Source organism: Pseudoalteromonas sp. EB27, assembly GCF_001974875.1.
Classification (GTDB): Bacteria; Pseudomonadota; Gammaproteobacteria; order Enterobacterales; family Alteromonadaceae; genus Pseudoalteromonas.
Map to the genome: position 1 here is coordinate 93,297 of NZ_MTQD01000003.1, position 13,505 is coordinate 106,801.

Annotated in this window: 11 protein-coding genes; 8 read left to right on the forward strand and 3 right to left on the reverse strand. The window is 39.2% G+C overall.

The annotated features are described in order from the left end of the window. Positions 1 to 53 precede the first annotated feature (53 nt). A complete protein-coding gene (locus BW142_RS04680) occupies positions 54 to 2,585 on the reverse strand; it encodes a GGDEF domain-containing protein (protein WP_076924052.1) in 2,532 nt (843 codons plus the stop codon). Positions 2,586 to 2,772: 187 nt separating this feature from the next. On the opposite strand from BW142_RS04680, the gene queA reads away from it, so the two are divergent. From queA to BW142_RS04715, 7 genes are all read left to right on the forward strand, one after another. Further along, positions 2,773 to 3,804: a tRNA preQ1(34) S-adenosylmethionine ribosyltransferase-isomerase QueA gene (queA, locus tag BW142_RS04685; RefSeq protein ID WP_076924053.1), complete on the forward strand. Its 1,032-nt coding sequence runs from the start codon at positions 2,773 to 2,775 to the stop codon at positions 3,802 to 3,804. A gap of 183 nt (positions 3,805 to 3,987) precedes the next feature. Continuing rightward, positions 3,988 to 5,115: a tRNA guanosine(34) transglycosylase Tgt gene (gene tgt / locus BW142_RS04690; protein WP_024600187.1), complete on the forward strand. Its 1,128-nt coding sequence runs from the start codon at positions 3,988 to 3,990 to the stop codon at positions 5,113 to 5,115. A gap of 25 nt (positions 5,116 to 5,140) precedes the next feature. Next, on the forward strand, positions 5,141 to 5,476 hold the full coding sequence (yajC, locus tag BW142_RS04695; protein WP_002957830.1) for a preprotein translocase subunit YajC: 336 nt from the start codon (positions 5,141 to 5,143) through the stop codon (positions 5,474 to 5,476). Between the two features lie 19 nt (positions 5,477 to 5,495). After that, positions 5,496 to 7,355 carry a protein translocase subunit SecD gene (gene secD, locus BW142_RS04700; RefSeq protein WP_010554381.1) on the forward strand — a complete coding sequence of 620 codons (1,860 nt, stop codon included), beginning with the start codon at positions 5,496 to 5,498 and terminating at the stop codon, positions 7,353 to 7,355. Between the two features lie 9 nt (positions 7,356 to 7,364). Beyond that, complete coding sequence (gene secF / locus BW142_RS04705; protein WP_024600186.1) at positions 7,365 to 8,312, forward strand: protein translocase subunit SecF; 948 nt, start codon at positions 7,365 to 7,367, stop codon at positions 8,310 to 8,312. Between the two features lie 129 nt (positions 8,313 to 8,441). Then, on the forward strand, positions 8,442 to 10,229 hold the full coding sequence (locus BW142_RS04710; RefSeq protein ID WP_076924054.1) for a bifunctional diguanylate cyclase/phosphodiesterase: 1,788 nt from the start codon (positions 8,442 to 8,444) through the stop codon (positions 10,227 to 10,229). An 18-nt stretch (positions 10,230 to 10,247) separates the two neighbouring features. Beyond that, a complete protein-coding gene (locus BW142_RS04715; RefSeq protein ID WP_076924055.1) occupies positions 10,248 to 11,057 on the forward strand; it encodes a transporter substrate-binding domain-containing protein in 810 nt (269 codons plus the stop codon). 53 nt (positions 11,058 to 11,110) lie between these two features. Here the strand turns inward: BW142_RS04715 and suhB are convergent, their stop codons facing one another. Continuing rightward, positions 11,111 to 11,914 (reverse strand): inositol-1-monophosphatase, encoded by an 804-nt coding sequence (gene suhB, locus BW142_RS04720; protein ID WP_007375998.1) that lies wholly within the window; start codon positions 11,912 to 11,914, stop codon positions 11,111 to 11,113. A gap of 276 nt (positions 11,915 to 12,190) precedes the next feature. Between suhB and BW142_RS04725 the strand changes: the two genes are divergently transcribed. Next, positions 12,191 to 12,607, forward strand: coding sequence for a VOC family protein (locus BW142_RS04725; RefSeq protein WP_024600183.1), 417 nt, complete (start codon positions 12,191 to 12,193; stop codon positions 12,605 to 12,607). A 38-nt stretch (positions 12,608 to 12,645) separates the two neighbouring features. On the opposite strand, the gene BW142_RS04730 is transcribed toward BW142_RS04725, so the two are convergent. Then, positions 12,646 to 13,308, reverse strand: a complete 663-nt coding sequence (locus tag BW142_RS04730) for a LiaF domain-containing protein (RefSeq protein WP_076924056.1) — start codon at positions 13,306 to 13,308, stop codon at positions 12,646 to 12,648. Positions 13,309 to 13,505 lie beyond the last annotated feature (197 nt).

The following is a 13,505-nucleotide window of genomic DNA, read 5'->3' on the forward strand; positions in this document are numbered from 1 at the left end:
GAAAGTATAGGCAAGAAAGGTAATATTGGTAGTAACAAATTGTTTAATTTTGTTTATTTTGGGCTAGCTTGTTGTTGGTAAAACGTTTTATTTTTTGAAATTTTTTCAAGTTCATCTTTTACTTTTTCAACAGGTATTGGGCGTGCAATAAAGTAGCCTTGTCCATAATCAACACCTATCTCTTTTAGTGCAAAAAATATCTCTTCGTTTTCAACGTACTCAGCTACAGAGCGCTTATCGAGAGACCGACTAATATCATTTATTGCTTTTACTAACGCTAAGTCTATAGGGTCATTAAGCATGTCGCTTACAAATGAGCCATCAATTTTTACATGCTGTGCCGGAAGCTGCTTTAAATAGTTGAATGTACTAAAGCCAGTTCCAAAATCATCAATAGAAAAATGACAGCCTAAGCTATTAAGCTTCTCGATCATTTTACGAGTCGCTTTTAAATTGTTAATACTTGCTGATTCAGTTATTTCAAAAATTATCCGCGAAGGGGGCACGTTATACTTTTCAAGATTTGATTCAATTAATGGCAGTAAGCGTTCATCTAAAAATGATTGTGCTGACAAATTGATAGCAACTTGATTTAACTCTGGGTGCTTAGACACACAAGCAACGGCATTACGTATAACGCATTGATCCATCAAAAATGTGTCGTTAAGCATCTCTAAAGAGGGAATAAATTGATTTGGGTATACAAGTTCACCTTTGAGCTTTAAGCGTAAGAGCGCTTCAAAATAAGCAACTTTACACTCTTTAAAATCCCAAATAGGTTGGTAATGCAGTTCAATATTATCTTGCTGCAGTGCTTGGCGAATTTCGTGACCCCATTCAAGCCCTGTTTGAAGCGTATTGTTTTGAGCATCCTCTTTTGAATAGCAATGTACTAAGTTACGCCCTAAATTTTTGGCAATATACAAAGCAATATCGGCTTGTTTTAAACACTCATTAGGATCATTATTTTGTGTCGTAATTTGAGTTAAACCGATAGAGCAGCTAATTGTATATATCTGATCTTCTGATTTAAAAGCATGTTTTTCTATCGCGCTGCACACACCCTCAGCAATAAGGTGTGCATCCAGTAAATTCATATCGGTAAGTATTACTGCAAACTCATCGCCGCCTATTCGGCACACTAAATGGTCTTCGCCAATATTTGCTTTAAATAATTGCGCCACTTCTTTTAATACTATGTCACCTTGGTGGTGACCTTTGCTGTCGTTTATTATTTTAAAGTGATCGAGGTCAATATAAATAACAGCATGCTCTATGCCATCATACGTGTATTTATCTTGGCATATTTTATTAAGCTGTTGGTCGAAGTAATAACGGTTGTGTAAACCAGTTAATGGGTCATGGTGTGCTAAATGACGTAGTTGGATTTCTGCTTGTTTACGTTCGTGTATGTTGTCGATAGTGGCGGTTATGGTCGCGTTATTACGACTATTTTTGATTAGCTGTAATCTGCATTCGACCCAAATTAAATTGCCATTTTTATGGGTGAGCTTTACTTCTATTTGTTGCTGCTGCTCGCCACCATGTAAAATGTCGTTAATAGTGTAATTTAGTCTTCCTTTATCTTCGTTATTACAATAAGCGCTTAATGGGTTTTGTAGTGATGATTTAACACCAAAACCGCTTAATGCTTCCCAGGCAGGGTTAATAAAACGAATATGACCTTGTTGATCAAGCTCTAAAACAACCGTATTCAAATGCAATAAAATACGCTGATGAGCCGAAAATAACTCCTTATAACGCACTTCACTCACGCTTAGTTGCTCTACTTTGTAAGCAAACTCAGCATAACTCACCATAAAATCTTCACGTCGTGCGGCGTGGTCACACACTTTATTTAAAAATGAAGGGTCGTATGGGGCTCTAATAAAGTCGGTAACACCAGAGAGCAAAAGCTGCTCAGCGTAATCAGCATCATCACTTTCTATAATAGTAACAATAGCTTGTTTGGAATTGTGCTGTAGGATTTCTTCAACGAGTACACTGGAGCTCTCTGTACTTGATGTCGTGGCATCGAGTAGCACAATTGAAAACTGCTGTTGGTTGTAAGCGTTTAGTGCTGCTTTGGCTGAGGTAACGTGAGTAATAGCAAAGTTTAACTTTAACTGTTCACTAATTTTGTCGGCCGTATTTTGAAGTGGCTCTAATAGCAATAAATTTAGTCGGCTACTTTTCTCTAGGTGAGTAGATAGAACATTCGCAAGCACTTGAGGAAGCATGTCTTTATGTTCAAATGGTAATACAGCATCTATCCCGTAGCTTCGGGCTGTTGTTTCGGCAATACGCTCACAGTAAATTGGCGGGATAAGTAAAATTGGGGTGTTTTTTGGTGTTTTTAATAATCCTGAGCGGATCATCCTCGAAAAGCGCCAGCCGTCAATTTTACCAACATTAATGCCCGTTATTATAATATCAACAGGGTGTTGTTTTAAAAGCTTTAAAGCTTGTTGGCTATCTTGCGCATCAATAAAGGTAAATACATTTAAGCTATCTAAAGTGGCCTTAATCGCGCGGCGTTCAGCACTACTTGCGTTTAATATTAGCAATTTAAGCTGGTTTGGCACGTGTTGATTACCTCTAATGTAACTTATAATAATTCAGCCGAACAAGAATAGTGACATTTAACCATAAGAACAAGAAAATTAAATGACAAACACGTAAACAAGGCATTATAAGTTTGGCTGATTTCTTGAGCTTAATATCCGATACATATACACTTGGCGCGATTTTAAATGATGTGGATTACTAATTATGCGCGTGGCTGACTTTAGCTTTGACTTACCTGATGAATTAATAGCTCGTTTTCCTAAAGCGGAAAGAACTAGCAGCCGTTTACTTACTTTAGATGGCCCAAGCGGAACTCTAGAACATAAAGTGTTTAGCGACATACTTGATTTAGTAAACGAAGGCGATTTGTTAGTCTTTAACAATACACGCGTTATTCCAGCACGTATGTTTGGTCAAAAAGCCTCTGGCGGCAAAGTTGAAGTTCTTGTAGAGCGAGTGCTAGATGAACATCGCGTACTTGCACATGTACGCGCGAGCAAGTCGCTTAAGGTTGGTAACGAAGTTATTCTTGAAGGCAAAGCTAAAGCAATAATGGTTGCACGCCACGATACATTATTTGAGCTTGAGTTTGATCATAGCCAAAATGTGCTAGATATACTTAATGATATTGGTCATATGCCACTGCCTCCTTATATTGACCGACCTGATACCGATGCTGACCGTGAGCGTTACCAAACTGTTTATGGAGAAAAGCCAGGTGCAGTTGCTGCGCCAACAGCGGGCTTACATTTTGACGATAAGTTAATGACGGCACTGAAGGATAAAGGTGTAAACATGGCCTTTGTTACTTTGCACGTTGGTGCAGGTACTTTTCAGCCAGTACGAGTAGATAGTGTTGATGAGCATATAATGCATTCCGAGTACATAGAAGTGCCCGATGATGTAGTTGCTGCCGTTGCACAAACCAAAGCAAGTGGCGGGCGCGTAATTGCGGTTGGCACAACTTCAGTTCGCTCATTAGAGTCGGCAGCTAAAGTTCACGGCGGCAAGTTAGATACGTATTTTGGTGATACCGATATATTCATTTTTCCGGGTTACCAATTTAATGTTGTTGATGCCATGGTCACTAATTTTCACTTACCTGAGTCAACACTCATTATGTTAGTAAGTGCTTTTAGCGGACAAGACAATATTATGGGCGCATACAATACCGCAATTGAACAACAGTACCGCTTTTTTAGTTATGGTGATGCGATGTTTTTAACACGCAAGTAACAGCTTGTTATTTAATGCTCAGTAAAAAACATTAAAAACCCCAGCTTCGTTGCTGGGGTTTTTGTTTAGCGTAATAAGCAAGATTGAATTTATCGCAGCTAATAGTATTAATGAGGCAAAAAGGGTAGAATCGAGCGGTTAAATTATAGCTTGTTGGACTGTTTTTCCGACATTGAGGATGATATGAAATTTGAATTAGATTGTACTGACGGAAAAGCGCGCCGCGGCCGCTTAATTTTTGACCGTGGTGTAATAGAAACACCTGCATTTATGCCTGTTGGTACTTACGGTACTGTAAAAGGTATGACACCAGATGAAGTAAAAGCCACTGGTGCGCAAATATGTTTAGGTAATACCTTTCATTTAATGCTTCGCCCAGGTACTGAAATCATTAAGCAACATGGTGATTTACACGACTTTATGAATTGGGATTTCCCAATTTTAACTGACTCAGGCGGTTTCCAAGTATTTAGCTTAGGCGCAATGCGTAAAATCACTGAAGAAGGCGTGTTATTTCAATCTCCAGTAAATGGTGATGAAATTATGATGTCGCCTGAAAAGTCGATGGAAGTACAGCGCGACTTAGGCTCAGACATCGTTATGATTTTTGACGAGTGTACGCCATACCCAGCAACTGAAAAAGAAGCTAAAGATTCTATGGAGTTATCTCTTCGTTGGGCTAAGCGTTCAAAAGAAGGGCATGGCGACAATCCATCTGCTTTGTTTGGTATTATTCAAGGTGGTATGTACCCAGAATTACGTGCACAATCGCAAGCAGGCTTAGAAGAAATTGGCTTTGATGGCTATGCATTAGGTGGTCTATCAGTAGGCGAGCCTAAAAACGAAATGATGAATATTCTTGATCATTGTGCGTTTAAAATGCCAGAAGACAAACCACGCTACCTTATGGGTGTAGGCAAGCCAGAAGATTTAGTTGAGTCTGTTCGCCGTGGTATTGATATGTTTGACTGTGTTATGCCTACACGTAATGCGCGTAACGGCCATTTATTCATTACCACGGGTGTTGTTAAAATTCGTAACGCAGTGCATAAAACAGACACAGGGCCACTTGACCCTGAGTGTGATTGCCATACGTGTAAAAACTATTCACGAGCTTATTTGCATCACCTTGATAAATGTAACGAAATTTTAGGTGCGCGACTAAACACAATTCATAACTTACGTTACTATCAACGTGTTATGGAAGGTTTACGTAATGCGATTAGCGAAGGTAAATTAGAAGAATTTGTACAAGATTTTTATGCTCGCCGAGGCCAAGACGTGCCAGAGCTAGTAGATATAAAAAATTAAACTTTAAAATTAAAGAGGAAGTATCATGAGTTTATTTATTTCAAATGCACACGCAGCAGCTGGTCAACCTGCGGCAGGCGGTGGTTGGGAAATGCTAATTATGTTAGCTATTTTCGGTTTGGTTTTTTACTTTTTAATCTACCGCCCGCAAGCTAAGCGCGTTAAAGAGCACAAAAGCTTAATGAGTATGATGGCTAAAGGCGATGAAGTACTTACCCAAGGTGGTTTAGTGGGTAAAATTGTGAAAATTTCTGAAGAGAAAGATTTCATCGTTATCTCTTTAAACGAGCAAGCAGAAGTAACAGTACAAAAATCTGCAGTATCTGCAGTATTGCCAAAAGGCACAATGAAGTCGCTATAAAAATAATAAGGACGACCCCGTGTTAAACAAGTTTCCAGTTTGGAAGTATTTACTTGTTTTAGCTGTGGTAGCCATTGGCCTTTTATATGCCTCTCCAAACTTGTATGGTCGCGATCCGGCTATACAAGTTTCAGGTGCTAAAGGCGCTGATGTAGATCTCAGTGTTGTAGACAAAGTAAACGCAATCCTTGAAAAAAATAATGTAACCGCTAAATCGACAATACTTGAAGATGGACAAATTTTAGTTCGTTTAAAAAATGTTGAAGAACAGCTTAAAGCGCATGACTTACTGCGCGATTCACTGAGCGACGATTACATTTCTGCCATTAATATGGCACCTGCTCAACCAGCTTGGTTAAAAGCGGTTGGTGGTAACCCTATGAAGCTAGGGCTTGATTTAAGTGGTGGCGTACATTTCACCATGGAAATCGACATGGCAACAGCGGTTGATAACCAGCTTGAGCAAATGGAACAAGATTTTCGTAGCGACCTGCGCGAAGAAAAACTACGTTACCGTAGTGTTCGCCGTGTAGCAGGCTCCGATCGTATGCGTGTAGAAATGCGTACCGAAGCAGATAAAGACGCAGCAGAGAGCTTCTTAGAAACTCGCTACCCGCTAAATGTCTACATTGATGACAGCAGTAACGATAAAGCATTCTTTGCTACAATGAGTGAGCAAAAACTCAAAGAGATTCGTGACTACGCTATCAAGCAAAATGAAACGATTATTCGTAACCGTATCAACCAAATTGGTGTTGCAGAGCCTAACGTACAACGCCAAGGCGCTGAGCGTATTATTGTTCAACTACCAGGTATTCAAGACACAGCACGCGCTAAAGAAATTTTAGGCGCAACAGCAACACTTGAATTTCGTGAAGTAGACGAAAACGCTGATATTAGCGCTGCTGCCCAAGGTCGTATCCCAGCGGGTACTGAAATGATCATGAGCCGCGACGGTTACCCTGTTGTACTTAAAAAGCGTATTATTCTAGAGGGCAGTCATATTACTGGCGCGCAATCTGGCGCTGATGAATACCAACGCCCACAAGTTAGTATTACGCTCGATAGCAAAGGTGGGGCAAAAATGAATGCCTTTACCAAACGTGCTATTGGTAAGCGTATGGCAACGGTATTTATTGAATATAAGCCATCAGGTAAAAAAGATGCAGACGGTAAAGCGCTTCCGCCTATTAAGGTAGAAGAAGTTATTAACGTAGCAACAATTCAAGCTCGTCTTGATCGCTCGTTCCGTATTACAGGTATCGATAACCCAGCTGAAGCACATAACTTAAGTTTGCTACTTCGTGCAGGTGCGCTTGTTGCACCAATTCAAATTGTTGAAGAGCGCACAGTAGGTCCAAGCTTAGGACAAGAGAATATTGAAGCGGGTATGACTGCGGTTGCACTTGGCTTTGCGTTTGTACTTGTGTTTATGCTTGTGTACTACAAAGGCTTTGGTATGGTTGCAAACCTTGCGCTTGCGGCTAACTTAGTACTGATTGTTGGTGTTATGTCTTTAATTCCAGGCGCTACACTTACTCTGCCTGGTATTGCCGGTATTGTATTAACGGTAGGTATGGCAGTTGATGCTAACGTACTTATTTTTGAACGTATTCGTGAAGAGCTGGCCGATGGCCGTAGCCCTCAACAAGCGATTCATTTTGGTTACGATAGCGCATTTAGCACTATATTCGATGCCAACATCACCACGCTAATTGCTGCCATTATACTGTTTGCAGTAGGTACCGGCCCAATAGCTGGCTTTGCAGTAACACTTGCGATTGGTATTTTAACTTCAATGTTTACAGCCATCGTTGGTACCCGTGCGGTAATCAACTTGTTTGTTGGTGGTAAACGTATTGATAAACTTTCGATTTAAGGAGCTGACATGCAAATTTTAAGTTTGGGTAGTAGAACCCTTCGTTTCATGTCTCTTCGTAAAGTGGCTATGGGTTTTTCGACGTTATTAATTTTAGCGTCGTTTGCATCAATTTTTGTTAAGGGCCTAAACTTTGGTTTAGATTTTACCGGCGGTACAGCGGTAGAAGTGGGTTTTTCACAACCGGCTGACCTTAAAAAAGTACGTGATGCACTAGCTGATAATGGTTTTGCTGATGCATCAGTGCAGCTATTTGGTTCAAGCCAAGAGATTTTAGTTCGCTTAGCACCACGCGGTAGCGATGTAAAAGCTGAAGTGATTGGTAACCAAGTAATCGACGCACTTAAAAAAGCAGACGACAGCGTAGTAATGCGCCGTATTGAGTTTGTAGGCCCAAGTGTAGGTGAAGACTTAAAAGAGCAGGGTGGCCTTGCCATGCTAACTGCGCTTATTTGTATCTTAATCTATGTTGCATTTCGTTTTGAATGGCGCTTTGCTGTGGGTGCGGTAGGTGCACTACTACACGATGTTATTATTACTGTGGGTTTATTTTCGGTATTAGGTTTAGAGTTTGATTTAACTATACTAGCGGCAATTCTTGCGGTAATAGGTTATTCACTTAACGATACGATTGTTGTATCTGACCGTATACGTGAAAACTTCCGCAAAGTGCGCATTGATGATACTGTAGAAATTATTGATATTTCACTTACACAAACACTTAACCGTACACTTGTAACTTCAATCACGACTATTTTAGTATTGATTGCTTTGTTTGCATGGGGCGGACAAACCATTCATGGCTTTGCAACTGCATTGCTGTTTGGTGTGTTTATTGGTACTTATTCTTCGATTTATGTTGCGAGCTCTGTTGCTATAGCAATGGGCGTAAGCAAAGAAGACTTAATACCAGAAGTAATTGAAAAAGAAGGTGCAGACCAAGACGCTATGCCGTAACTAGGTTTATACTTAATAAAAACCGCTCTTATGAGCGGTTTTTTTATGAGCGCATTTTTTTGCGCAATAAAAATGTCATACACACTTGGTACTTTATTGCTCCAATCAAAATAGTTATTAGGCAAATACGTGACGATTCAGCGCAAAGTATTAGAGTACATTTTAAAAAGCGGTGAAATAACTACGCTGTTTCAGCCTATCTTTGATATTAGTAATCAAGTTATTTTAGGTTACGAAGCACTTAGTCGAGGACCTAAAAATAGCCCGTTAGAAATGCCTAATACGTTATTTAAAGTTGCCCATGAGGAAGGTTTAATTTCGGAGCTTGAATTACTATGTCGCTCAAAAGCGATTGAAAACTTTGTAAGGCTTAACCTACAAGGTAAATTATTTTTAAATGTAAGCCCTAAAACACTATTAGATCCTTGCCACCCTAAAGGGGAAACACTGCACCTAATAGAGCAATTTGGCTTAGCTGCTAACCGTGTAGTTATAGAGGTTACTGAGCAAGAAAAAGTAGATGATGGCTTCTTGTTATTAAAAACGATTGCCCATTACCGAGAGCTCGGTTTTACTATAGCAATAGATGATTTAGGCGCTGGGTATTCAGGGTTAAAGCAATGGTCTGAACTATGCCCCGACTTTGTAAAGATTGACCGCTATTTTATTGATCATTGTGATGAAAGCGAAGTTAAAAAAGAGTTTTTGAAATCTATTACCGTTTTGGCTAGAGCTACTAATACTCAGGTTATTGCCGAAGGCATAGAGCGCGCAGAAGAGCTTACATTGGTAGAGAATTTAGGTATTAGTAATGTACAAGGGTTTTTACTCGAAAAGCCATGCATAAAGCCAAGTGAGGACTTCAGCTCAGAACAGCTGCAGGCACTTTCATTTGTGCAATCAAACGCATTATTAGATCAATCAATGGCCATAGGTCGCCTATCGATTACGCAACCTGCAATAAATAGTGATACTCGTTGTAAAGATGCACATAAGCTCTTTGAGCAAGATAAATTACTTATAAGTATTGCAGTGTTAAGTACTGAAAATCAGCCAATAGGGCTACTTCACAGAGATCAATTAACAGAAGTTTTTGCAGCGCCCTATGGACATGCCCTTTACGATAAACGCCCAGTTACTGCACTTATGGATAAGCAGCCCTTAGTCGTTGATGAAAACCAATTACTCGATACCGTAAGTAAGCAAATAACTGAGCAAGACTTTGATATACGCCGTCATATAGTGATAACTAGAGAAAAAGCTTATTTAGGATTAGCGCCGCTTCGCGATATTTTAAAACACATAACCGAAGAAAAAATACGTCATGCACAACATGCTAATCCGCTTACTATGCTACCTGGTAATGTAGCAATTAATGAGGCTATAGAGCAGCGATTAAGAGGTAGTAATTCGTTTTCACTCGCGTATATAGACCTTAATCATTTTAAGCAATTTAATGACTTATATGGCTATGCTAGCGGCGACAGTGTAATTAAACTATTAGCTGATGTAACAGTGCAAGCGTGTAAAAATAGTGCTAACTTTGTAGGGCATATAGGTGGCGATGACTTTATGGTGGTGTTTGATCAGCACAACGCTGTTGATATATGTAATACCATTATTGAGCAGTTTGAACACCAGTCTCGTATATTTTTTACACCTGAGCACATAAAGAGCAAAGGGTATTGGGCCACAAATCGTGAAGGAGAAAAGCAATTTGTGCCTTTACTAACGTTATCGATTGGCTTAGTTGTGCCTGATTTACAGCAATGTAAAAACAGCCATCAGGTTGCAGCACTTGCAACTGATGCTAAAAAAGAGGCCAAACGTTATCGCCATAGTTATTTGTTTATTTGCAAACGTAAAGGGCCAGCACCCGCTGTGGTGCGCTTAGCAAGCAATAAGCAGGTGATTTAAATAAAGTAGGTAATTATTATGTTGCCAATAAAAATTTCTATTAGTGTATTAACTCTGTTTGTAAGTTTTGCACTTGTGGCGCAAGAGCAAATAATTAATGTAGCTCAAAAGCAAGATGTTCAAAATGCTCGTGAAGAGTACCTTAATGAGCTGTTGGTACGTGCACTTGAGAGTGTTAACTATCCCAGTGTTATCCGAATGACCCCTATATCAGATCTGCAAAAGCGTAAGTTAATAAACCTAGATGATAACGAATTAGATATGTATTGGAGTATGAGTAGTCCAGAGCGAGAGACGCTCGCTTTGGCAATAAAAATTCCACTATTTAAAGGCTATATAGGTAAGCGAGCTTTATTAACTAATAAACAAAATGTAGCACGTTTTAAAAACGTAAAAACTCTTGAGCAGCTAGGAGAGTTTTCAGCAGTGCAAGGTCACAACTGGCCAGATACAAGAATTATGTCGTACAACGGGCTACATGTAAGGCCGCTTACTAACTACCAAGCCATGTTTACTCTAACAAGCCGTGGGCGAATAGATTACTTTCCTCGCTCGTTTATTGAGGTTAATTCCGAACTTATCGAAAACAAGCAAAGTAACCTTGTTGTGGTGCCAAACTTGTACATAAGCTACCCAACGGGTATTTATTATTTTGTGACTAAAAGTAAACCTGAATTGGCAAAGGCTATTGAAGAGGGGTTAATTGTGATGCAGAAAAACGGCGAGTTTGATGCATTATTTGATGAATACTTCGCAAAGGATTTAAATACTTTACCGTATACAAAAGGCAAAACGGTTGAGATTAAACTCGATAATCCTTATTTTTAGGCACAAAAAAAGGAGCCTGAGCTCCTTTTTAGCATGCTATTAATAGCATTAAATTAGCGAAGTAACGACTCAGTTAATACTGGACGAATTTCACGAATAATTGCTTGAGTCAGTTTTGGTGAACCACAGATGATATTGCCGCTGTGGCTATAGTTATTACCACCAGCGAAATCTACAACCATACCGCCGGCTTCTTTAACCATTAGTTCGCCTGCAGCAGAGTTCCAAGGTTTTAAACCAATTTCAAAAAAACCATCAACACGGCCAGCAGCAACGTATGCCATATCTAAAGCAGAACAACCTGCGCGGCGAATGTCTGCAGTGTGTACAAACAATGCTTTAAACGCTTCAGTGTATGCGTCCATGTGGTTTTTGTTTTTGAAAGGGAAGCCAGTAGCAAGTACAGTGCCTGCAAGAACCGTCGTTTTGCTAACACGTAGACGTTTGCTGTTTAACTGAGTGCCTTGTCCGCGAGACGCAGTGAAAAGCTCGCCACGAATTGGATCATAAATAACAGCTTGGTCTAAACGACCTTTAACTTTAAGTGCGATAGAAACCGCGTAATGAGGGATACCCTTGATGAAGTTAGTTGTTCCATCGATAGGATCTACAATCCATTGGTAATCATCATCCTTGCCTTTATGCTCACCTAATTCCTCACCAACAATAGAGTGAGTAGGGTAAGACTGTAAAATAGTGTCACGAATTACGGCTTCGGCTTCTTTATCAATGTTAGTTACTAAGTCGTTAGCGCCTTTTTGTTGCACTTCAACTTTTGATAAATCTTCACTTGCGCGAAGTAAAATTTTGCCTGCGTTGCGCGCAGCGCGAACCGCAATGTTTAACATTGGATGCATGGTATTACCTTTGGGTTGTAAAAGAACGTTTATATATTTCAGCCGGCGTATTTTAGCGACTTTTGACATAAAGTAAACAATAAACCCCAAATACTTATGTTTGTTTTTTATACAAGATTGAAATGTGTATATATTTTTAAAAAATAATAATGAGCAATTAATAAGTCATTATGTTCCTTTATGTGTTTATTAAATCGAATTAATTTTAAATAACGCTTTACCTAAAGTTAGCTTGAGGTTTTATCGTGCTCCTAACTTAATTGATAGGACAACATAATGTATTTAGAGCACGTAAACTTAGTCGCGAGTGATATAGATAGTATGCTTAAATTTTACCGAGCTGTATTTCCACATTGGTCGATTAGAAGTGAGGGCAGAGGCGATTGGCATGGAAAACCAAGACGCTGGGTACACTTTGGGGATGACACGCATTATATTGCGATAAGCGATCATGGTGAGGGTGAAAACAGAAACTTATCGGGCCATCAAGTTGGTTTTGCACACTTTGCTTATGTAACTAGTAACTTAAATGAAGTAGTAGCACGCTTAAATAAAACGGGTTTTGGGATAAGTAAGCAAGGTAGTGAGAACCCTTTTAGAAAGAATGTTTATTTTATTGACCCCGCAGGGTTTGAAGTAGAATTTGTAGAATATTTAAGTGATATCCCAAGTGAGCGAAATAACGATTTATAATAGGTTAAGCACCGCAAAGTGCGGTGCTTAACGAGGCTTTATGAACGATTATTTCCAGCGCCAAGTTGTGTTTTTAGCTCATTAGCAAAGCTCATAAATTTTTCTTTGATTGTGCGCTTTATTTTTACTTCGACTGAGCCCATTACTGCCTTTCCTTCAATGTGAATAGTAGGACCTTGGCGTTTGTTAAGCGACACAGATTTATTTTCAAGGCTACTTAAAATACAAAACATTTTAGACACTACATTTACATGCTCTGGTACGTAAATCTCATCACTACCAAAAATACAGTTAACGTGAATAGTTACATTTTGATGCGCAAAAATGGCATCGGTAAAATCTAGCACCACCGATCCCATAAAGTTACTCAAATATATATTCTTTGGCACGACCCACTGACCGCTTCGCTCGTTAGAGCCTAAAATGCTGCGTAATGTAAAATCATCATCACTGTTTTGTTGTGCACTATAATGTGGTGTAAATTGCGATTGTTTTTCTGCTTTATATTGCTGATCAGTATTAAGTGTTAAATCTTCTACTAAGGCTAAAAGAGCTTCGTTATTAGGTGCATCCATCGCGTTATCTAAGCGTCTCTCAAATGCATCAACAGAAATCACCCCATGACTGTAATTATAAATTAATTGATCAATTACTTGTTCGCGTACTTGCTCTATTGGGCGGTCTTCGACTTTTACAGACATGGGGCATTCCTTATTATGTTTGCTATTAATACTGCTTCTGATGTTTATATGCAAAGCACGCACCAAATATAATAATCTTAATTATCAATGGTTTAATTTTCAATGATGTTTTATGTTTTGTTATATTAACGATAGATTAACCAAAAATGCAATTATCTAGTTATTTTCACTATTTGAGAAAGTTTTACCGAGTAGCC